This window comes from Brevibacillus brevis, assembly GCF_900637055.1.
Lineage (GTDB): Bacteria > Bacillota > Bacilli > Brevibacillales > Brevibacillaceae > Brevibacillus > Brevibacillus brevis.
In genome coordinates, this window is sequence record NZ_LR134338.1 from 3668005 (window position 1) to 3690580 (window position 22576).

The window sequence follows — 22576 nt, forward strand, 5'->3', positions numbered from 1 at the left end:
TTACTAGTGTGGACAAGAAAAAGGGAAAAACTTCCCCAATCCAGGAGGAAGTTTTACGTGCCCACACTATTTGAACTCTTTTAAGCAAAAATGTAGGAGACAATGAGGAGCGAGAATATGACACCTGCCAGGTCCGACCACAAACCTACCTTTAGCGCATAAGCAGAATTGCGAATGCCAACTGCGCCAAAATAAACGGTTAGGACATACAGTGTCGTATCGGTACTCCCTTGCATAGTAGCTGCCAGTCTGCCCAAAAAAGAATCAGGACCGTACTGTGCAATCAGATCTGTTGCAATCGCTAGTGAGCCTGTTCCCGTCAACGGACGAAGCAACGCCAACGGGACCAGTTCTTCCGGAAAATGCAGCAGGTCAAGAAGTGGTTTGAGCGCGCGAAGCAATAGATCCAATGCTCCCGACTCCCGAAACATACTTACCGCGACCATCATGGCGATCAGGTGCGGGAGTATGCGAATCGTAGTGGTTAAGCCGCCTTTTGCTCCATCTACAAACGTCTCGTAGACGGGGACTTGTTTCCGCCACCCATACAACAAGACAAAGGCAATCGTAACGGGAATGGCCCAAAGAGAGAGCAGGGATACCCATTGGTACATAAGGACTCCCCCTATCTGTGTCTTCGTATATGCCGATAACGATACATGCGATCAATCAACAGGGCGACAATGGTGGCAGCAAAGGAAGATAACAGCGTAGTGCCTACGATTTCTACGGGATTTACGGAGCCATACTGCATGCGAATCGCGATCATCGTCGTAGGAATAATCGTAATGCTCGCCGTATTGATCGCCAGTAGCGTACACATGGCAGCCGATGCGTTTTGCTTGTCTGGATTCAACTTTTGGAGTTCTTCCATAGCTTTCAGCCCCATTGGCGTTGCTGCATTACCAAGCCCGAGTAGGTTTGCGCTCATATTTGAGAGGATATATCCCATTGCAGGGTGCCCTTTTGGTACATCGGGAAAAAGGACTTGAATGATCGGTGACAATACCCGCGCCAATAGTTCAAGGAGTCCTGACTTTTCTGCAATTCGCATCATTCCCATCCAAAAGGCGAGAACACTGAGGAGTCCGAGACTAACGGTTACGCCCGTCTTGGCTCCCTCAAACGCTGCTGCGTTGATCGCTTCCATCCGCCCCGTCATGGCCGCAACGACAATGCTAATGACTATAAGCCCGAGCCAGATGACATTAAGCACTCCACAGCCCCCCTGACACTATTACCCAAAACTGCTGCCACATGGATCGTGGACCTTGCGGAGCTGCTAAAGTCGGCGCATCCACACTGACTAGCAACGGAACCTGCCCAATCATCTTCTCTTTTAAATAGAGTTGAAGAAACCCTGCCAGTTGACCATTCATCTGCGATGTTACCGTTGATTCTCCCATAACGACACGCTTGTGAATCCCCTCTGCCTCTGCCGTTTGCAGTGGATACTGAAATGCGTTTGTTGTGACAAGATGAGTCCCTGCTTCCAGTGTGACTGGCGTGTCAGGCTTTACCTCCTGCCCTTTCTTGACCAGCTCTTGCAGCGGATAATTCGCAAAGCCCCAGTCCATCAGCTTGGCGGAGTCGTTCCAGTCATCAGAAGCATTCAGAGTAATCGTCGCCAGCTGCCTCCCATCCCGTGTGGCAGAGGAAGCCAGGCAGCGCTTCGCCAGTTTGGTGTATCCCGTTTTCACACCATCAGCACCGTTGTAAAGGTGAAGCATCTTGTTTTTGTTCAGTAGCCGCCGGTCCCACTGTTCGCCTTCCCATGAAATATCCTTGACTTTCGTTGAGACGATTTGACGAAATACCGGATTATGTAAGGCGTAGGCGGACAGCTTTGCCATATCTTCCGGGGTGGAGTAATGCTGGTTACTGTCATCTAAACCATGCGGATTGGTAAAATTTGTGTGTTCCATTCCAATCATCGCTGCCTTTTCATTCATTAAATACGTGAATCCAGGCACTGATCCTCCGATGTGCGTTGCAATGGTGACGGCTGCGTCATTGCCAGATCGCAGCATCAAACCGTACAGCAGCTCTTCAAGTGTAAGCTTCTCTCCATTTTTCAAGTAGATGGATGAGCCTTCTACGCCTACTGCTTGTGGGGGTACTGTTACCTGTGCATCCAGTTTGCCCATCTCAATCGCTACGATTGCTGTCATCGTTTTGGTCAGACTCGCAATCCTCATTTTTTTCGTACCGTTTTTGGAATAAAGAATTCGTCCACTCTCTACATCGATCAGCGCTGCACCTTCGGCTGACAAGCTGGGTGGAGCTGCAGCAGCTTTGACCATCGCTGCCGGCGCAAGAGCCAGCTGTATAAAAAGAAAAACGACGAGTACGCCGGACAGATATTTTCGTATGTTCATAAACGTCCTCCCCATTAGAAAACTTGGGCTCAACCTTGCCTATTAGGCGAGAGATAAGCCATCGTTATACCACGATACACAGGTTTGTACCATAGTATATGGGGACGAGTCGTATGATAGTACGAAAAACTGTCCGGGCTGTAACTAGTCGTTTGTTGGTTCTTCTGCTTTTCCGAATAGCGCTGATGCTTCCAGACGCGCTTCTTCGATATCAAGATTGACAGGTGGTTCTGGCAAATCCCCCAGTTCCCGTAAACCAAAATGCTCCAAAAATTCTTTGGTGGTCGCGTACAAAATAGGGCGTCCGATCCCCTCTGCTCTCCCCGCTTCGCGAATGAGTTGTTTGGATAAGAGGGTGTTCAGTGCTTTTTCGCATTTAACGCCACGGATTTCTTCAATCTCCGAACGGGTCAGGGGCTGCTTGTACGCAACAATAGCGAGTGTCTCCAATGCCGCTTGCGATAGCGTTGACTGGCCTGGTGATGTTGCTAGCCGTTCGAAATAGGGCACATGCTCGGGCAGAGTGGTCAGTTGATACGCTTTTGCCACTTCCACGATTTGAATACCGCGTCCTGCCCGGCGGAAGTCAGCTTTCATGTCTTCGATCAAGTCGATGACCTCTTCTTCCGACACCTCAGTGATTTCACTGATTTCTTTGGCATCGATTCCTTCATCACCCGAGATGAACAGCAAGCCCTCGATTACGCCTTTCAGCTTGTCATAGTCCATCGGTATGGGCTCCTTCCGTTCCGTTTTCACATATGATGATGTCTTGAAACAATTGATTTTGTACACAGGTAATATGCTTAGCCTTCATGAGCTCAAGCAAAGCGAGAAAGGTCGTCACAATCTCTGTACGCGTCGCCCCTTTAGTAAACAACTCCGAAAACCGAACCATCCCACTGCCACGTACCGCTTGGCGTATCTCCGTCATCCGATCCTTGATGGAGATTTCGTCGCGCGACACCTTGGTCATCGGTTCTTTTTCTTTCGTTTTCTTTACCAGCTTTTCCAGCGCGTTGATCAAATCGTATAGGGTCACATTCGTTACGGTATGATCCTCTTCACGCACATAAGGAGACAAATTCTCTGCGGGACGCGTAAAGACTTGATTACGACCGATCTCCATTTCTCGCAAGTTCTCAGCAAGCATTTTATAGCGTTTGTACTCCAACAGACGCGCAACCAGTTCTTCACGCGGGTCGATCTCGTCTACATCCATATCGAGGAACTGCTGAAAGACATGCTCCTCCTTTTTGGGTAACAGCATCTTGCTTTTAATAGAGAGGAGCGTAGCCGCCATGACTACGAACTCACTGGCCACATCCAGTTGGAGCTCTTGCATCTTGTCAATCGTCGCGAGGTATTGCTCCGTAATTTCCGCTACCGGTATGTCGTAGATGTCCACCTCAGCCTTGTCGATCAGATGGAGCAACAGATCGAGTGGTCCCTCAAAGGAATCAAGTTTGATGCTGTAAGCCAAAAGTCGTCCCTCGTTTCCGTTAGATGAACACGCTTAAGATACTATTTCCAATTTGTTGAACCAATTCTAGGGCGATCCCATGGGGAATACCAAAAACGATTGAGCTGACCCCCGGGATAAAGATTAATAATAGGAGAATCCACGGCCCGTAGACTTCATAATTGTAAAACTTCCCATCCCAACTCCGTGGAGACAAAAATCGCAGTATTTTGTAACCGTCCAATGGCGGAATCGGCAAAAGGTTGAAAATGAATAGAGCTGTATTGATCAAAACAGAAAATCTTAGTGTCCAATCAATTGCGTAAGCCAATTTTTCATGCATTCCTACTAGTACTCCGGAATTAATTACTACGAAATACACCAAGTAAAACAATACCGCGAGTATCAGGTTAATTAATGGACCTGCAAATGAAACGTAAACAATCCCTAATCGCTTGTTCCCACGGAAATGCAGAGGGTTGATCGGCACTGGTCTCGCCCACCCAAAAGGACCAAACAGAATGAGAATCAAACCAAACGGATCAATATGCGGGATTGGATTTAATGTTAAGCGGCCCTCCGATTTCGCCGTATTGTCACCCAGCTTCCAGGCGACAAAGGCATGCGCCCATTCATGCAAAGTGAAAGCGATAACGAACGCAATCAAGCGAAACGGTACCGTTTTCCAATCAAAATGAAAAAGATCCATTGCTTCCTCCAATCATGCGCGTTCAAAAAGTCATCTTTTTGAACAACCCCTGATAAAAATCGTCTATCTTCTAGCATACCAGCAGATAGATAGGCTTACAACCCCATTCCAGCTGGAACCAGCATGCATCCTGACGAAAAAACACCGACAAGGTATCCCTCATCGGTGTTCATGAAACTTCTATTCGCCTACGTTTACTGTACCCATTTTATCGCCTTGTTTGATTGCATCAACGTGTTCCATACCGGAAGTGACGCGACCAAATACTGTATGTACGCCATCGAGGTGAGGGAAAGCATCATACAAGATGAAGAATTGGCTTCCGCCTGTGTCTTTTCCTGCGTGTGCCATGGAAAGGTAACCGCGCAGATGCTTGTGTGGGTTTCCTTTTGTTTCACATTTGATGGTGTAACCAGGACCGCCTGTACCTGTTCCGTAAGGGCATCCGCCTTGTGCTACGAAGCCAGGGATAACACGGTGGAAGGACAGACCGTTGTAGAAGCCTTCGTTAGCCAATTTCTCAAAGTTTGCTACTGTGCCCGGAGCTTCTTGATCGAACAGCTCCAGCTCGATTTGGTTACCATTTTCCATGGTGATGAGCGCTTTTTTCATATGTTGAGCCTCCATACCTTGTAAAGTTAACGTACCCATTCTACCATGGAGAACGATTGACGTCCAATTATCCCTCGATGCGGATCTGCTCTTCTCCAGGCAACTCACAATCGGTAATAAAAACAGTCCCTGCCCTTGCCTTTGCCACCATTTTTACATACGCTGCCTTCTCTGCAACTTGTTCCGCACTGGTGTACTTCCCAGCGTAAAGGACGACACCTGCCATTGACATTGAGAGCTCCTGACCGTCTCCCATTCTGCGCTTTTCATAAATGTCCGAAAAGTACGGCGTAAAAGCATCCATGATAAACAAAACAACATCATTCGCACAATGCGCTGTCGTAATCAGGATAAAATCATCTCCGCCAATATGACCGATGAAGTCAGACCCGCTTCCGTACCATTTCGAGGCTTCCCGCAACAAGTTCGCGGTTCGAACAATAATCTGATCGCCCACTTCAAACCCGTAGCGGTCGTTAAACCATTTGAAACGGTCGAGATCACAGTAGATGACTACATGATGATCATTCTGTTTCAGCCGTTGATTCAATTCCCTTTCAATCTGCACATTCCCAGGCAATCCTGTCAGCGGATTGGCAGAGCTCGCCATCTCGAGTTTGATGGAAGCCATTTTGTCCAACAGCTTCTGCACGGTAACGATACCGATGTACTCGCCATGCTCATCAATAATAATGACCACATCATATAAATGATAAGCATCTCTGGCCATCGCCCGCTTGGCTACCTCATCCAGCTTGTCGTCTTTGGTAGCTTTGAGCGGGTTGGTATTCATGATTTGAGAAACGGGCCTTTCATAATACAGCGCGATTCCGTATTGACCGCCGAGAATTTGATACAGAGAAAAGCGCATGACAAGTCCAACCGGCATGCCGTTCTCCAGCACAACCACGCTTTCAATCCGCTGATTTTGTTCGAAAATCTCATGGATGCGTCTTACTTTCACGTGCTTTTCAACGCTGATTGTCTTCGCCAAGATTTCCGTCATAGCTGGAGTGGGCAGCATTGGTTCTGCTTCTTGCTCAATCCGCCTTTCCATCGTAAAGCGCAGAAAGTTCATAGCCGTTCCACATAGCTGCGCCATCCCTTTGTCCGGCTTGCCTAAATAGTAGCCCTGTCCATAGATGACACCGACATCCATGAGCGTTTCCAGCTCACGCTCCGTCTCGATCCCTTCTGCTATGATTTTGCAGTTCACTTTGTCAGCAAAGGATACAAACGTCTCCAGCAACGCCTGCTTAATCGGATCGACATCAATATTGCGGATCAATGACATGTCGAGCTTAATAAAGTCAGGGTAGATTTCTGTAATCGATTCCAAGCTGGAGTACCCTGCTCCTGCATCATCTACGGCAATCATATAGCCTTGTTTGCGGTATTCCTCGATGATTTTTCGGAAGGCAGCGTAATTCGTAATCGCGTGGCGCTCTGTAATTTCAAAAACAATGTTTTGTGGCGTCAGCTCATACTCTGCCAAAAGCATCTGCACTTTGCCACGCAACAGAAACGGATCATCAATCGCCCGTGGGTCCAAATTGATGAACATTTTTTCATGCGGCTTCAGGTAGCGTATATGCTCCAATGCCCGCTTGCGACATATATGCTCCAAGCGAAACACAGTATCCGTCTCTTGTGCATAATTGAACAAGGCAGCGGGAGTTGCAAAGAGACTGTTAACCGGTCCTCGCGCCAGTGCCTCCCATCCCAAAGCTTCGCCATTTGGCAAATGAATGATCGGCATGAAGTGCATCTGAACGTTTTCTTCTGCAAGCAGCTTGTGAAATTGTCTGATGTTCGCATATTTTTCGGAGGTAATCCCATACTTGGCCATATGTACAGCATGTTTGACAGAGGTATACAGCTCTTTCACGATATCTTCTCCGATGATTTCCGAATAGCCGATATGGACACGAAGCTCCTCGCGATTGACGAAGCTCACTTGTCGATTTAACTGTCGTTCAGCCAACTCCTGAAAATGAATCGATAGCATTTGACAGTCTTCCTCACTCATCATTTTCGAAAAGGAGGTGTAGATCGCAAAATCATCTCCCCACAGCTTTTGAATCGCAATGATTCTCCCTTTGATTTCAAATGCTTGACGAGCTACAGCTGGCAAAATGCTTTCGAATATATGAAGAACTCTCTTGGCACTCGTATCGCCATAGCGATTCTCTACCTCTGTCAGCTTGACGATATCTATATAAAACATGACGACTTTCTTCTCTCTCTCCACTTCTTGCCGAATCATCGCCTTCATCCATTGGCGTTTGTCCAATGAAATATAGGGTATTCGTCGAAATCGCTTCATAAGAGACGACAACATGATGAATCGCTCCCCCTCACCCTTTCATTATGCCGAGAAAACATTAAGTAATCATGAATGAGAGATGAAGGAAATACAAAACCTTCCCAAACAATCGGGAAGGCTTGTGCATTTTTTATGAAATTTAGCGCATAAGCTGTGCGCGTTTTGGCAAAACATCATGACCGACTACTTCTGCGTACGTTTCGCGTCTTACGACTACTTCTGCTTCTCCGTCCTTTACAAATACAACTGCCGGACGAGCGATCCGGTTGTAGTTGTTTGCCATCGAATAACCATATGCACCTGTACTTGGAACCGCGAGAATATCGCCCGCTTGCGCTTCAGGCAGCTTCACATCCCAGATGAGCATATCACCTGACTCGCAGCACTTTCCTGCAATGGAGACAACCTCTGTGGCAGGTGCATTCATTTTGTTCGCAATCGCTGCTTCATATTCTGCATCGTACAAAGCTGGCCGCAGATTATCTGTCATTCCACCATCGACCGCAATATATTTCCGGACATTTGGAATGTTCTTTTGCGATCCAATTCGGTACAAGGTAGTCCCTGCATCCCCTACAATACTCCGACCTGGCTCGATCCAAATCTCAGGTAGAGGAATCTCCAGCGCTGTGAGCTCTTGGCGAACGATATCTGTAATGGCTTTGATATACGTTTCCGCTGGCTGCGGTGTATCTCCTTCTACATACCGAATACCGAAGCCCCCACCTACATTCAATACCTCTGGCAGGAATCCAAGCTTTCCTTTTGCTTCGCCCAACAGTTCTGTCAATCGTTTGACAGCGACGAGGAAGCCTTCTGTTTCAAATATTTGCGAACCAATATGGCTATGAACCCCCAATAAATGGAGATAATTGTTTTCGTGAGAGAATTGAATCGCCTCAAGAGCCTGACCGTTTTGCACGTCAAAGCCAAACTTGGAGTCGATCTGCCCTGTCGAAATGTATTCATGCGTATGAGCTTCTACACCCGGTGTGACACGCAAGAGAACAGAGACTTTTTCGTTCCTCTCTTCGGCCAATTGCGCAAGGATATGCAACTCATAAAAGTTGTCCACAACGAAACAGCCAATTTTGGCATCAAGCGCCATGATTAACTCATCATGAGATTTGTTGTTGCCATGAAAATGGATGCGTTCTACGGGGAATCCAGCTTGTAGGGCCGTATACAATTCGCCGCCAGATACTACATCGAGTGACAAGCCTTCCTCCTCAACCAGCTTACACATTGCCATCGTGCAAAACGCTTTGCTCGCGTAAGCAACCTGGAAGGAAAAACCCGTATTGTGAAACGCATTGACAAATTCCCGACATTTGGTGCGAATTTGTTGTTCGTCATACACATATAGAGGTGTTCCGTAAGTAGCAGCTAGCTGTGTCGTATCACAGCCTCCAATTACCAGGTTTCCTTGTTCATTCACTCGACTTGTCCCGTGTAAGTACATGTTTCGTTTCCTCCCCAATTCATTCGCACCGATGATGTATAAAGACAACTTTTTATAGAGAAAGGCAACCGACGAGGAGCGTCAGTTGCCATACAGAAACTTTTGTTCGTAAGGCTTCCCTACAATTTACTACAAGGTTGTGCGTTTGACAATGGGTCATGTCATCCGTTTTCAGAATATTATTGCCGAGAGGAATTTTGCGAGCGAACGATACTCGGCCTGTTGTTTTTGCTTGGCACAGCCAGTCGTACCACAATATCCTTCATCCCTTTGTAATTGAAAGGAATGAACGGCCATAAGTAAGGCGTATTGAGCGAACGGGTGGAAGCCAAGAAAATCAGGATGAGCGTAAGTCCGATCATCAGTCCCGGTATAGAGAAAAAGCCCACCATGAGAATCAGAAACAAGCGAATAAGTCGATTGGCCAAGCTCAACTCATAACTGGGAGTCGCATACATCCCGATTGCCGCCACTGCCAAATACAAGATAACCTCGGGTGCAAGGAGTCCTACCTTGATCGCCACGTCCCCGACCAGAATCGCAGCCAATAAACCTACGGCAATCGAGAGTGGCGCAGGCGTATGAATGGCGGCCATCCGCATCAAGTCCAGGCCGACCTCAGCGATCAAGAATTGTGCCAAAATAGGAATGCTGCCCATCTTTTTGATCCCTAAGAAATGAAGTGGCTCCGGTATCATGGAAGGGTGCATGACCAAAAGCAACCAGATCGGTAAAACAAAAACCGAAGCAAAGATCCCCAAAAAACGAACCCAGCGCAGATAAGCACCGATTACCGGTGTTTGTCGATACTCCTCCGCATGCTGTACGTGATGAAAATAGGTCGCGGGTGTGATCATGACGCTCGGGGATGTGTCTACATAAATCAATACATGCCCTTCCAACAGGTGAACCGCTGCCACGTCAGGACGCTCCGTATAGCGGACGAGCGGGAATGGATTCAACGTCTGCCCAATGATAAATTCTTCGACCGTTTTTTCCGCCATCGGTATCCCGTCTATCTGGATGTTTTGCAGACGTTCCTTCAAGGTGTTGACCAACTCTTCATTCGCTACATCCTGCAAGTAAGCCACAGCTACGTCTGTTTTGGTACGTTCTCCAATTTGCATGATTTCAAAACGGAGCCGTTCGTCACGAATCCTTCGCCGGGTTAGACTTGTATTGGTTATAAGCACTTCTGTAAATCCATCATGCGCTCCCCGAACGATTCGCTCCGTATCTGGCTCCTGTGGTGAACGATTTGGCAGTATTTTTGCATCGAGAATGATCGCGTGGCAAGATCGGTCAATAATTAGTCCTACTTGACCGACAAGCAATTTGTCCATGAATTCGTCTGTCGTTTCCACCTTGCTGAGCTGGAAGAACGGGATGAACTTGTGGAACAGCTGGTCGAAAGCATCGTCCCCCAGCTCCCGGTCACGTACATCATTCAACTCACGCATGATCTGCGAGATGAGCAAGCTTTCCGCGAAGCCGTTTATGTAATACAGCAACATTCGTGTATGACCCACATAAAAATCATGGACCCCAATATCAAAGCTCTTACCAACACCAAGTCGGTCGTTCAAATACCTCTGATTCTCTTCAAGATAAGTCGAGATGGGATGCCGTTTTTCCGTGACCTGTGCCATGAGCGCCGCTCCTTTCCATTATCCATTGCACCGCTCTCGTTGTAATGGGACAACCGTTTTGCAAACTATCCCTGCCTTCCATTTTGCCTATATCTCCAATGCCGATGACATTCGGTACATGCAGGGAATTCAAGATGTCTACGGTATCACCATAAATATGATGCTGAAGCTGCTCGTCTGCGTACCCGTCCTTGTCCACCGCTTCGTCTACAATTTGTCCTTGGTTGTTTACGGAATAAGCGACCTTCGCACCCTTGACCCAGTGTGTATTCGAGGCGACTGCAATCGCACCGATTACTTCGATATCAGGATGCTTCACCACGTATTCGAGTGCTCGTTCCCCTCTCCCCTTGCCGTAATCTCCATTGTCATCGAACATGACGATAACCGGATCATATGGTGTCATTTTAATCAGTTCGACCATCTGATTGCCTCGTAATGGAGTCGGATTCCCGGCAGACAGCGATATACATCGACCACCAAATTGCTTGGCGACATTCTCGATAACTTTTTGGGCAATATGATCTCCGTCTGTCACCACTATGACTTTCCGGCGTACTGTGTCCATGCTGGGTCACCGCCTTTTAGCCTTTTACTGCCTGAACTTACCCTTTCGGTTTAAAGACGAGAGAGGCAAAAAATCCGAATGCAATCGCAGCAGATATACCCGCACTCGTGACCTCAAAAATCCCCGTTACCACACCGATCAACCCATGCTGCTCAACCTCGCTGATGGCTCCATGGTACAAAGAATGACCGAAGCTCGTAATCGGTACAGTCGCACCTGCTCCTGCGAAATCAATAAACTTGTCATACACACCGATAAAATCGAGAAATACTCCTGCCACGACCAGCGTACTCATGACATGAGCAGGCGTTAGCTTGCCAACATCCAGAAGGAGCTGACCTACTACACAAACCAATCCCCCTACGACAAATGCAATTAGGTACTCCATCATTTTCCTCCTTCAAGTGCAACCGCATGGGCGATGCACGGAATCGAATTGCCCTGTTGATAGCTTACCGGGCTTAAGAGTGCTCCCGTGGCGCAGACCAACACGTTTTTCAGCAACCCACGGTTGAGTTGATCCAGAATGTAGCTATACGTGACCACAGCACTGCTGGCACAACCGCTCCCGCCTGCAAATACATCTTGATCGGGGGAGTAAATCATCAGCCCACAATCGTTGTAGACTTGATCCATGTCGTATCCTTCTGTCAACATGAGCTCCTTTACAATCGGATACCCAACGGCTGCCAGATCGCCAGTCACGATCAAATCATAGGACTGTGGAGAGCGCCCCGTATCTTGAAAATGCGTCTGGATCGTCGAAACAGCTGCTGGCGCCATGGCCGTTCCCATGTCAAACGGGTCTTTAATCCCCATGTCCACTACTTTTCCCATCGTCGCATACGTAATGCGTGGGCCATTTCCCCCAATCCCGACCAATCCTGCACCGGCTCCTGTCACTGTCCACTGGGCACTTGGGGGCTTTTGGCCACCATATTCCGTTGGATAACGATACTGCCTTTCCGCTGTAGCATTGTGGCTACTGCAAGCGGCAATCGCCTTGTTTGCATAGCCTGCGTTTACCAAAGCCGCCGCATTTGCCAGTGTCAGCATCGAGGTAGAACAAGCTCCGTACATGCCCAAAAGCGGAATTGCCACCTTTTCTGCTGCAAAGTTGGTGGTGATGTTCTGATTCAACAGGTCACCGGCCAGAATGATATCCACATCCTTGCCCGTGATACCCGCCTTTTGCAGCAAGGTGTTGACTGCATCCTCCATCAACTGGCGTTCGGCGTCTTCCCACGTCTGTTGGCCTGCATACATATCGTCGTGGATCTTATCAAACAAGTGCGCCAGCGGTCCTTCTCCTTCTTTTGGTCCCACAGCAACTGCCGAGCTTTGCAGACGAACATTTTGATCGAAGTGCCAGGTTTGCCGATTGACTCGTTTCACTGGTTGATTGTTTGACACCGACAGCCCTCCCTTAGAAAAACATGTTGATCAGGCTCTTTAATATTCCCGCAATGAAAGCAGCTACAACCCCAAATACAATGACCGAACCAGCGAGCTTAAACATATTTCCCCCAACGCCGAGCACAAACCCTTCGCTCCGATGTTCGATGGCAGCAGAAGCTATCGAGTTGGCAAAGCCTGTAACAGGCACGGCTGATCCTGCTCCAGCATACTGCCCGATATTGTCATACACACCTAACCCTGTCAGCAGAACGGATAGAAAGATGAGCGTCGCAACCGTTGGATTGCTTGCCGTTTTCTCCGTAAATCCGAAAAAGGTAATATACATATTTTGAATGGCCTGACCCAACAAACAGATGGTCCCTCCTACCCAGAAAGCACGAAACGAGTTAAGCAGAACATTTCGTTTGGGCTGGAACTTGGAAGCCTGCTGTTGATACAGTTGTTTGGTCATCTGCATCGATTGGGGATTTTTGGATTTTGTTTTGGTTGCCATGCCCTTTCACTCCCTTTGTAAGCTTTCTTCCTATATCCTTCCTTTTTCTAAAGATGCCTATGAATAGTGGTATTTACCATTTCACAGATGGAGCAGCCATTGCAGTAAGGAACCCGTCACTTTTCCCAAAACCACTGCCATCAGCAAAAAGAGAAGACTGCCATCCATGTGGATTCGCTTCGCTAATATCGGGAAGACATTCAATACCTCCGTCAAGCCTGCGGCGAGTGTCCCCACAAATATCCCTGCAAACATCCCGTAAATCGAAGAAACGATTACCGGCAAATGAGCACCCCAGTGAAAAAAATCAATAAACGTAAAAAAAAGTGCTCCTGCCACCAGAGCCCATTCCAGCAAGCGAATATACCGATGAGCATTCGTTAATTGTGTCAACCTTGGAATGATGTCCAGAACGGTAATAAACGCGACCAGCCCGCTCCCTACTGCAAGTCCTCCACCCAGCCCGATCAAAATAAGCAACAAGTACTTGATGACGCTCATTTCTTCGTCCGTTGGTTTTCCTTGTTTTCATTTTGTATGTAGTATTGATCAAGGCTTTGCTGATACATAAACAATTCCACTTCTAGGGGACTAGGCTCTTCGTTGATTTTTTTCTGGAAGATATGATTGAAAAACAGAATCATCCCCAAGCCGATTCCGATGGAGTAAGGAATTTGCATCCACAAAGGCTGATGGCTTTTTTCACCGGTAATCAAATAGTAGATTCGTTCGTGAACCTGCATCATACTGACATCGGTATGGAAATTCATGATCGCCAATCCTGAGCCAATGAACAGCAAAATCCATACCATCGCCACCAAAATCGGGTTCGATTTCTTTCGTGGATTGAGCACTTCCACAATGATTTGGGGAGAACCCTGGACGTCCAGTTCCACATCAGGATAGACAGAACGCAGCCTTTTAATCACCTGCATAATATCGATAATGATCAAATTGCCATCCGTTGGCTTTGTCTGGTAAATGGGCATCCGCTTTAACGCTTCCTCGCGCTCTCCATCCCAGTAAAGCTGGCAAATGTCCCCAAGCGTAATCATGGCTTGTGGCTGTACGGCCAATCGCTTTCTCAGGCGCAGAAACAACGCGTCTTTCATGGTACCTTCCCCTTCCATCACATACCTGATTATTCGCTAGTATGTGCCGAGCCACAAAAGCCATGCAAATAAACGGAAATGAACGTTTATTTGCTGACCGCAAGCGGTCACATTCTGTTTAATGAAAAACGTCGAGTCGTTTTTCACAAAACAAAACACCCCAGCCACGTAGTGACCGGAGTGTTTGCATCTGTTAATGCTCAATTTGGTCTTTGATCGTTTGCAAAATGCGCTTCTCGAGCCGCGATACCTGCACTTGCGAGATTCCCAGTCTCTCCGCTACTTCCGACTGCGTCTGATCCTTGTAGTAGCGCAAGTAGACAATAAGTTGTTCCCGCTCGCTCAATCGACTGATCGCATCCTTGAGTGCAATTTTTTCAAACCATTTGTTGACCCCTTCATCCGCAATCTGATCGATCAACGTAATGGGGTCTCCGTCGTTTTCAAAAACCGTTTCATGGATGGAAGAAGGTGCCCGATTTGCTTCTTGCGCAAACACAACTTCTTCTGGTGTAATCCCCACCGCGTCCGCTACCTCAGCAATCGTGGGTGCGCGACCGAATTGCTTGTACAGCTCATCCTTTGTTCGTCGTACCTTATTGGCTGTTTCTTTGAGTGATCGACTTACCTTGACTGTACCGTCATCGCGTAAAAAGCGTTGAATTTCTCCAATAATCATCGGCACAGCATAGGTTGAGAATCGAACATCATAGGAGAGATCAAACTTGTCAACGGCCTTCAAAAGACCAATACAACCGATCTGAAACAAATCATCCGCTTCATATCCACGGTTGATAAAGCGCTGGACGACGGACCAGACCAGCCGAATATTGCTGTTGACGAGAAGCTCTCTTGCCTCAGTGTCTCCAGCCTGACTTTTGGCGATTAACTCTTTTACTTGGTCATTGGTCAGAAATGGTTGACTCGCGTTTTTGATATCGGCACCCATAGGCACTACCCCTAATTTTGCAAGGCTTTGGCAAACGCCAGGCGTTTGGTGAGGCGCACAGTTGTCCCTTTACCCACAACTGTTGCCACTTCCAAAGAATCCATGAAATTCTCCATAATCGTAAAGCCCATTCCAGAACGCTCAAGCTCTGGTTTCGTCGTATAGAGTGGCTGCATAGCCTGCTCCACATCCTCAATTCCTCGTCCATTGTCTTCTACAATCAGATCAATGCTGTCCTCTTCAATACGCACAGAGATCTGTACCACACCCTCTGGATTTTCGTCATAACCATGAATAATGGCATTCGTAACCGCCTCGGAAATAACGGTTTTAATTTCTTCCAGCTCGTCCATCGTAATATCGAGTTGGGAAATGAAGGCTGCAACTGCTACACGTGCGAATGCCTCATTTTGGCTCAATGCTGCAAACGACACTGACATAAAGTTACGCTGTACCATCATTACGCCACCCCCAGAACATGCAAAGCATCCGCTTCGTTTTCGCGAAACTTGATCACCTTGAATAACCCGGACATCTCAAATATTCGATAGATCGTAGGATTGATCGAGCAGACGTACATTTCTCCAGATCGGGCAGAAATCTGCTTGTATCTTCCCAAAATAACCCCGATACCAGAGCTGTCCATAAACGTCAAATCAGCCAGACTCAGCACAATATGGCGTATAGTAGAGCTACGCAGAAGGTCATCCGCCTTCTTACGCAACTCCTCTGCCGTATGATGATCCAGCTCCCCCTGCAAACGGATCACCAGCACGTCCTGCCGTGTCTCCATCGCAACTCGTAAACTCATAGCTGACACACTCCTTCTCCCTTGATAGAAACTCTCTTTCTTCCTCGGCGAAACCAATTCCTGCCAGCCGACAAAAGAACAAAAAAATCGAGCAGCCGCGCCATTCCAATCGGGGCAACTCGATTCTTTTCGCGCTCATGCTGTCTGTCAGTAGCTAATCAAAACGCTCTTGGTGGTTCGCTTGAGAATCTCCCACATGTTGGCTTTATCTACCTGATCTTCCGGGAACAGATCGATTCGATTTACTTCTTTGCCATCTTTCGTGCGGATGAAAATGTGGCCGATTATTTGGTCCTTTGCTATAGGTGCTTGAACCGCCTCATTGATGACAATTTCCTTCTGGAAGGTATCGGCCGATTCTCCTTTTTTCATCAACAAACTAACTGCATGTGGTGTCACCGCGTTGATTTGCGGTTTCTGACCTTTATCCACAACGAGTGTGCGTACAGGTTCTCCCTTTTTGTACATCGGCATCACCTGAAAGTGTGTAAATGCGTAATTGAACATAGTCGATACTTCATTATTGCGCGTTTTTACATCAGGCTCACCCATGACGACTGCAATGACACGCATGTTGTTGCGTTTGGCAGTCGCTGTTAAACAGTATTTCGCTTCCCCTGTGTACCCTGTCTTCAAACCGTCCACCCCTTCATAAAAACGCACCAGCTTGTTCGTATTCACAAGCCAGAAGGGGCTCTCTGTATCTTTTCGCAAATAGTCTTGATACGTACCGGTAAACTTGGTGATGCCTTCATGCTTTAAGAGCTCACGTGACATGATCGCAATGTCGGCTGCGGAAGAGTAGTGATTCTCGGCAGGAAGTCCATTCGAGTTGACAAAATGCGTATTTTTCATGCCGAGCTGTTGTGCGCGTTCATTCATTCGCGCAACAAAACTCTCTTCTGTCCCAGCCAAGTGCTCAGCCATCGCTACTGAGGCATCATTCCCAGAAGCAATCGCAATCCCTTTCAACATGTCCTCTACCGTCATCTCTTCACCGGGCTGTAAAAAAATTTGCGACCCGCCCATCGATGCTGCTCTTTCACTCGTTCGAACCTTATCGGTAAGCTTAAGCTCTCCCCGCTCCACCGCTTCCATGATCAAAAGCATGGTCATTACTTTGGTGATACTGGCGGGTGGCATTTTTTCATTGGCGTTCTTTTCATACAAGACTGATCCCGTATCCGCTTCGATCATCACTGCGGATGACGCTTGTGGGGCAAAATGATTGTCACCCTTTTGCTGTCCAGCCTTTTCTTTGGCAATCGCCATCGGAGAAAAGATGGTAAAGCACATAACGAAGCATAGAGCGAGGTATCCATTCCGTTTCATAGCAGTCTCTTCCCTCCATTCATGGTTTTATTCTCACCATCACGAAAGGAAAATATTCACACAAAACAGCAAGATTATCTTCTCGAAAGCACATCCGGTATCACGAAAAAATCCCTTCCGCTACTAGCAGAAGGGACACTTTCTTAAATGACGAAGCGGCTCACATTTTGCGTTAGCTCATCCGCCATTTTTTTCAATTGCTCCACGTTTTCATTAATGCGTGCAATCGAATTCAATTGTTCATCCACTGTCTCTACCACACCTGAGATGGATTCACTAATTTCATCCGACATAGTGGCAAGTCGCTGCATGGAGTTCGTCACAACCTGATTACCCGCCGCCATCTCTTCCGAGGTCGCCGTCATCGATTCGCTTTGCTCTGCAGCCGATTGAATCTCTGCCACGATATTTTGGAAAGCAGAACCTACAGACTCTACAGATTGCAAGCCTCCACTCACCATTGTAACGATCTCGTCCATATGCTTGCTCATATCCATTGCCTCATCATTGATCGAATGGGCAATGGCAGCGATACGCTCAGAGAAGGAGCTGCTTTCCTCTGCGAGCTTGCGAACCTCACTGGCTACAACCGAGAAGCCTCGTCCAGCATCTCCAGCACGGGCTGCCTCAATGGCTGCATTCAACGCCAACAAATTCGTTTGCGATGCAATACTCGTAATCATTTCGACGATACTTGTAATTTCACGAGCCCGCTCACGAAGACTGTGCATTTGCCCAGCAGTACGTTCTACCTCATTAGTCGCGCGTCTTACCGTATTGATTACGTTCTCCACTAACTCCATTCCGCCTTGCGCTCTCTCAAACGTACGAGTTGTGGCTACCGATGTAGATTCGGCAGCTACAGCCACCTGTTCAACGCCTTCCGATATTTCCGAGACGGTATTGGCCGTCGCCTGCACTTCATTCGTCTGCGTAGAAACGCGTTGGGCGATGGTTGAGATATTATCCGTAATGACGTTAATGGCTCCTTTGTTCTCTTGCGCAAACAGCGTCAGCTCATCTGTCGCTACGTTCAGCTGTGTAGCTTGTCCCTGTACAAGGGCAATCAGCTTGCGGAGTTCAGCAGCCATCTCATTCATTTTGCGGCCAACCATAGCCAGCTCGTCATTGCCGTTTACCTTTACGTTGATATTAAAATGTCCGGCGCCGATTTGATCCATATCCCGGGCTATCGCGAACAGGGACAGTCGAATCCGCTTCGCAAACCACCAGATCGCCCAAACCGAGAGTCCGATGATCGGCAAGCTGAAGAGCACGAAATACAGCCACATTCCGTCCACTTCACCATACACCTCGTCGGTTCCCGTGGACAAAACCACATTCCATTTCAACATCGGGATCGGTGCGAACGCTGCAAACGAATCAATTCCATGATCCGAGTACAGTAAGCTGTTACTTGTCTCATGCTGCATCAGGGATAGCATCTCTTCATAATCTTTGTCACCTGCCAGCACGAGCTTGTTGTTGTTATTCGGATTTTGATGGGCCACAACCAAACCATCTTGTCGAACAACAAATGCGTAGCCATTCTCCATGAAAGAGATCTCAGGAATCTTTTGAATCATTTGGTCAATCGTAAAGCCAACAACGAACAATCGGCTCGTATCATCGGCTTTTTCGCCTACGGGTGTCGCAATATAAAGAAAACTCTTGTTGCTGCCTTCAACGATTTCTTCATCAGAAATGACCAAGGATTTCGTGGTTAGTGCTCTTTGGAAGTATTGCTTTTGCTTGAAGTCAATCTCATTTGTCCCGGTCAAGGAATACAGCGATTTCCCGGTAGCCGTGTCAATCAAATAGATTCTGGATACTTCTTTATGCGCCTGGCGCAATAGAGTAAACTGCTCCATGATAAGCGGCTGCAGCTCTGTCATCATCACACGCTTGGTTGCCGCCGATTTGGTGGAGTTTACAATCGCTTTTATGTCATCTTCCATGCTATTCGCATGCTGGTCAGCCAGCATTTTCGCCTGGTTAGAGGTAATGCTAAACAGCGTTGATTTCGAGAAGGAAAGGGCTATGTATTGCAAAGAACCGATAATAATAAGTACAAGAATTAGACCAAACACAATCATTTTTGTAGCAAGAGATCCTTTTAGCTTTTCCGTTGCTACTTGGCTAGTCAGGTTTACTTTTTTTATCAGATTCGAAATTCCCTCCTTCTTTTTCCATCGTGGCGACAAAAATTTACTCATGCTGCTTGCCCCCTTTATCACTGCTACAATTTTCCAGTGCAAGAACTCCGAAAAAATACCCCTGAAAAATGTGCCTCTGGGTACATATACCCATTTTTTTCAGAGGTAAAACCTCCCTTATGACGGGAAACGAGTTCCGGGCTGCACGAGTAGCCTCGGAACTCGTTATTTGTAGTTGATTTAGTTATACAAATGACAAGCTGCGAAATGTCCTGGCTCTACTTCTTTCCATACAGGTACGGATGCAGCGCACTCCGGCATTGCTTTCGGGCAACGGGTACGGAAATGGCAACCGCTTGGTGGGTTCATTGGGCTAGGTACATCGCCTTGCAATACAATGCGCTCACGATTACGCTCAACTTCTGGGTCTGGAATCGGAATCGCAGACAACAGCGCTTGCGTATACGGATGGAGCGGCTTTTCATACAAAGCATCACTTTCTGCCAGCTCAACCATTTTACCCAGGTACATAACCGCTACACGGTCGGAAATGTATTTTACCATGGACAAGTCATGGGCAATGAACATGTAGGTCAAGCCCATTTTTTCTTGCAGCTGTTCGAGCAAGTTTACAACCTGTGCTTGTACGGATACGTCCAAAGCAGAGATCGGCTCGTCACACACGATGAATTTTGGCTCTACAGCCAATGCACGGGCAATTCCGATACGTTGGCGCTGACCGCCTGAAAACTCGTGTGGGAAACGGTTCATATGCTCAGGATTCAAGCTCACCAAGGAAAGAAGCTCCTGGATGCGCTCTTTGCGCTTTTGACCAGTAGCCAGGCCATGAATATCCAGCGCCTCGCCAATAATATCCCCGACTGTCATACGCGGATTCAAGGATGCGTAAGGGTCTTGGAAAATCATTTGCATGTTGCGGCGCATCGCCTTCATTTCCTGTTGGTTCAAATTCATAATGCTCTTTCCTTCAAACAGGACGTCCCCTTCAGTCGCATCATACAGTCTCAAGATGGTACGACCGGCAGTGGACTTTCCACAGCCTGACTCTCCTACTACGCCCAATGTTTCTCCGCGTTTGATCTCAAACGAGATATCATTCACAGCTTTCAGAGTATTATCGCCAATCGAAAAGAACTTTTTCAGATTACGTACTTCAATCAAATTTTCACGTTTATCCACTGATATCCCTCCTTCTACGCACGGTTCTGAGCAAGCGGATGCTGAAGCCAACAAGCTGCTCGCTGAGTCGTGCTGATGTCGTTCAGCTCAGGATCGATCTCTTGGCACACACGCATCGCAGATTCGCAACGCGCAGTGAATCCACAGCCAACTGGCGGACGAAGAAGGTCTGGCGGTGTACCAAAAATCGGTGTCAGTGGCTCGTCACGGTTCAAGTCAAGACGTGGTACCGAGCGAAGCAAGCCTTTGGTGTAAGGGTGTTGCGGATTGTAGAAAATATCGTCAACCGTTCCTGTCTCGATCACTTTTCCTGCGTACATAACGATTACGCGGTCACACATCTCAGCAACAACACCAAGGTCATGCGTGATCAAGATAATGGAAGTGCCTGTTTTCTTTTGCAACTCTTTCATCAGGTCCAAAATTTGCGCCTGAATCGTTACGTCCAAAGCTGTCGTCGGTTCATCCGCGATCAACAGCTTCGGCGAACAGGCGAGAGAGATGGCGATCATTGCACGTTGACGCATACCGCCAGAGAACTCGTGTGGATATTGCTCCACACGTTTCTCAGGTTGCGGAATACCAACCATGGTCAACAGCTCAATAGCACGATCACGCGCTGCGGCTTTCGACATGTTTTGGTGTTTGATCAAGCCCTCGGTAATTTGGCTACCGATGGTCATTGTTGGGTTCAAGGAAGTCATTGGATCTTGGAAGATCATCCCGATATCTTTACCGCGGATTGATTCCATCTCTTTTTTCGACTTCTTGACGATATCCTCGCCATTGAAGAGGATTTGCCCTTTCTTGATTTCACCCGGAGGCATAGGAATCAGCTTCATGAGGGTTTGAGCGGTTACGGATTTACCGCAACCGGACTCCCCTACAATCGCTACAGCCTCTCCGCGGTTGACGTGAAAATTCACACCGCGGACTGCTTTTACTTCACCTGCATACGTATGGAAGGATACATGCAGGTCTTTTACATCAAGAATGCGTTCCATAACGACGATCCCTCCTATTTACGCAGGCGTGGGTCTACTGCATCGCGCAGACCGTCACCGAACAAGTTAAATGCCAAGATGGTCACGGAAATAAAGATTGCCGGGAATGTCAAACGCCATGGATAGTACTTCATGGCCGGCAATCCCTCGTTAGACATCGTTCCCCACGATGCAATCGGTGCCGAAACCCCTAACCCGATAAAGGTCAAGAAAGATTCTGCGAAAATCGCGGAAGGTACAGTCAAGCTCAACGTTACGATGATTGGACCCAAAGCATTAGGAATCAAGTGTTTGAAGATCAGACGGTTGGCGTCAGCACCAAGGGAGCGCGCTGCCAGTACAAACTCTTGGTTTTTCAATTGAAGAATCTGACCACGCACAATCCGGGCCATACCGATCCATCCCGTTATCGTCAAGGCAAGAATAATCGTTCCAACACCAGGCTCTAAAACAACCATCAACAAAATAACAACCAGCAGGTAAGGAATCGCAAACAAGATATCTGCGAAACGCATCATCATTTCATCTACTCTACCGCCATAGAAACCTGCGATACCGCCCCAGATCACACCAATGATCAGGTCAATGAACGCTGCTGCAAGACCTACTTGCAGAGAGATACGTGCACCGTACCAAATACGCTCAAATACGTCACGACCTAGATCATCTGTGCCAAACCAGTGTTCAGCAGACGGCTTTTTGTTCTTGCCAGCCAGATCCGTCGTAAAATAATCTTGTGGAGTTAGCCATGGGACCACAATGGCACATACAATCAAGGCAGCAATGAAAATCATCGAAATCATTGCGATTTTATTCATTTTCAAACGACGCCAAACGTCAGACCAAAAAGAGAGACTTGGGCGCTTAATTGCTTCAGCTTGACGTAGGTCAACGGAAATTGGCTCGAAATGTTCTTTAGTCAAGTTTTGCACGT

Annotated in this window: 24 protein-coding genes; all 24 read right to left on the reverse strand. The window is 47.6% G+C overall.

The window, feature by feature from the left end:
- Window positions 1–80 precede the first annotated feature (80 nt).
- Entirely contained in the window at window positions 81–614 is a 534-nt protein-coding gene (locus EL268_RS17375; protein ID WP_007724050.1) for a spore maturation protein, read from the reverse strand.
- A gap of 11 nt (window positions 615–625) precedes the next feature.
- Window positions 626–1216, reverse strand: a complete 591-nt coding sequence (locus EL268_RS17380; protein WP_106652985.1) for a nucleoside recognition domain-containing protein — start codon at window positions 1214–1216, stop codon at window positions 626–628.
- Window positions 1209–2378 (reverse strand): D-alanyl-D-alanine carboxypeptidase family protein, encoded by a 1170-nt coding sequence (locus EL268_RS17385; protein ID WP_106652984.1) that lies wholly within the window; start codon window positions 2376–2378, stop codon window positions 1209–1211. The genes EL268_RS17380 and EL268_RS17385 overlap by 8 nt, the downstream gene beginning before the upstream one ends.
- A 144-nt stretch (window positions 2379–2522) precedes the next feature.
- The gene (gene scpB, locus EL268_RS17390) at window positions 2523–3107 is read right to left on the reverse strand and encodes an SMC-Scp complex subunit ScpB (protein ID WP_106652983.1); all 585 of its coding nucleotides are present in this window, start codon (window positions 3105–3107) and stop codon (window positions 2523–2525) included.
- Window positions 3097–3861: a segregation/condensation protein A gene (locus tag EL268_RS17395; protein ID WP_106652982.1), complete on the reverse strand. Its 765-nt coding sequence runs from the start codon at window positions 3859–3861 to the stop codon at window positions 3097–3099. The genes scpB and EL268_RS17395 overlap by 11 nt, the downstream gene beginning before the upstream one ends.
- 19 nt (window positions 3862–3880) lie before the next feature.
- Window positions 3881–4549, reverse strand: coding sequence for a site-2 protease family protein (locus EL268_RS17400; protein WP_106652981.1), 669 nt, complete (start codon window positions 4547–4549; stop codon window positions 3881–3883).
- A gap of 180 nt (window positions 4550–4729) precedes the next feature.
- Window positions 4730–5161 (reverse strand): peptidylprolyl isomerase, encoded by a 432-nt coding sequence (locus EL268_RS17405; protein ID WP_106652980.1) that lies wholly within the window; start codon window positions 5159–5161, stop codon window positions 4730–4732.
- 67 nt (window positions 5162–5228) lie between these two features.
- The gene (locus EL268_RS17410) at window positions 5229–7502 is read right to left on the reverse strand and encodes a GGDEF domain-containing protein (RefSeq protein WP_106652979.1); all 2274 of its coding nucleotides are present in this window, start codon (window positions 7500–7502) and stop codon (window positions 5229–5231) included.
- 124 nt (window positions 7503–7626) lie between these two features.
- Window positions 7627–8949 (reverse strand): diaminopimelate decarboxylase, encoded by a 1323-nt coding sequence (gene lysA, locus EL268_RS17415; RefSeq protein ID WP_106652978.1) that lies wholly within the window; start codon window positions 8947–8949, stop codon window positions 7627–7629.
- Between the two features lie 179 nt (window positions 8950–9128).
- The gene (locus tag EL268_RS17420) at window positions 9129–10598 is read right to left on the reverse strand and encodes a spore germination protein (RefSeq protein WP_106652977.1); all 1470 of its coding nucleotides are present in this window, start codon (window positions 10596–10598) and stop codon (window positions 9129–9131) included.
- Window positions 10552–11166 carry a stage V sporulation protein SpoVABEA gene (locus EL268_RS17425; RefSeq protein ID WP_106652976.1) on the reverse strand — a complete coding sequence of 205 codons (615 nt, stop codon included), beginning with the start codon at window positions 11164–11166 and terminating at the stop codon, window positions 10552–10554. The genes EL268_RS17420 and EL268_RS17425 overlap by 47 nt, the downstream gene beginning before the upstream one ends.
- Before the next feature lie 37 nt (window positions 11167–11203).
- Window positions 11204–11554 (reverse strand): stage V sporulation protein AE, encoded by a 351-nt coding sequence (gene spoVAE, locus EL268_RS17430; protein ID WP_106652975.1) that lies wholly within the window; start codon window positions 11552–11554, stop codon window positions 11204–11206.
- A complete protein-coding gene (gene spoVAD, locus EL268_RS17435; protein ID WP_106652974.1) occupies window positions 11554–12579 on the reverse strand; it encodes a stage V sporulation protein AD in 1026 nt (341 codons plus the stop codon). Before spoVAD ends, spoVAE begins: the two co-directional genes overlap by 1 nt.
- Window positions 12580–12592: 13 nt before the next feature.
- The gene (gene spoVAC, locus EL268_RS17440) at window positions 12593–13078 is read right to left on the reverse strand and encodes a stage V sporulation protein AC (RefSeq protein ID WP_106652973.1); all 486 of its coding nucleotides are present in this window, start codon (window positions 13076–13078) and stop codon (window positions 12593–12595) included.
- 81 nt (window positions 13079–13159) lie between these two features.
- The gene (locus tag EL268_RS17445) at window positions 13160–13579 is read right to left on the reverse strand and encodes a stage V sporulation protein AB (RefSeq protein WP_106652972.1); all 420 of its coding nucleotides are present in this window, start codon (window positions 13577–13579) and stop codon (window positions 13160–13162) included.
- Window positions 13576–14190 (reverse strand): stage V sporulation protein AA, encoded by a 615-nt coding sequence (locus tag EL268_RS17450; RefSeq protein ID WP_106652971.1) that lies wholly within the window; start codon window positions 14188–14190, stop codon window positions 13576–13578. The genes EL268_RS17445 and EL268_RS17450 overlap by 4 nt, the downstream gene beginning before the upstream one ends.
- Before the next feature lie 193 nt (window positions 14191–14383).
- The gene (gene sigF / locus EL268_RS17455; protein ID WP_005827375.1) at window positions 14384–15139 is read right to left on the reverse strand and encodes an RNA polymerase sporulation sigma factor SigF; all 756 of its coding nucleotides are present in this window, start codon (window positions 15137–15139) and stop codon (window positions 14384–14386) included.
- 11 nt (window positions 15140–15150) lie between these two features.
- On the reverse strand, window positions 15151–15600 hold the full coding sequence (gene spoIIAB / locus EL268_RS17460; protein ID WP_106652970.1) for an anti-sigma F factor: 450 nt from the start codon (window positions 15598–15600) through the stop codon (window positions 15151–15153).
- Complete coding sequence (spoIIAA, locus tag EL268_RS17465) at window positions 15600–15950, reverse strand: anti-sigma F factor antagonist (protein WP_106652969.1); 351 nt, start codon at window positions 15948–15950, stop codon at window positions 15600–15602. Before spoIIAA ends, spoIIAB begins: the two co-directional genes overlap by 1 nt.
- A gap of 147 nt (window positions 15951–16097) precedes the next feature.
- Window positions 16098–17282: a D-alanyl-D-alanine carboxypeptidase family protein gene (locus tag EL268_RS17470; protein ID WP_106652968.1), complete on the reverse strand. Its 1185-nt coding sequence runs from the start codon at window positions 17280–17282 to the stop codon at window positions 16098–16100.
- 143 nt (window positions 17283–17425) lie between these two features.
- Window positions 17426–19498: a methyl-accepting chemotaxis protein gene (locus EL268_RS17475; protein WP_106652967.1), complete on the reverse strand. Its 2073-nt coding sequence runs from the start codon at window positions 19496–19498 to the stop codon at window positions 17426–17428.
- Window positions 19499–19678: 180 nt separating this feature from the next.
- Window positions 19679–20638 carry an ABC transporter ATP-binding protein gene (locus EL268_RS17480; RefSeq protein ID WP_106652966.1) on the reverse strand — a complete coding sequence of 320 codons (960 nt, stop codon included), beginning with the start codon at window positions 20636–20638 and terminating at the stop codon, window positions 19679–19681.
- Window positions 20639–20652: 14 nt separating this feature from the next.
- Window positions 20653–21642, reverse strand: coding sequence for an ABC transporter ATP-binding protein (locus EL268_RS17485; protein ID WP_106652965.1), 990 nt, complete (start codon window positions 21640–21642; stop codon window positions 20653–20655).
- 14 nt (window positions 21643–21656) lie between these two features.
- A complete protein-coding gene (locus EL268_RS17490) occupies window positions 21657–22574 on the reverse strand; it encodes an ABC transporter permease (RefSeq protein ID WP_106652964.1) in 918 nt (305 codons plus the stop codon).
- Window positions 22575–22576 lie beyond the last annotated feature (2 nt).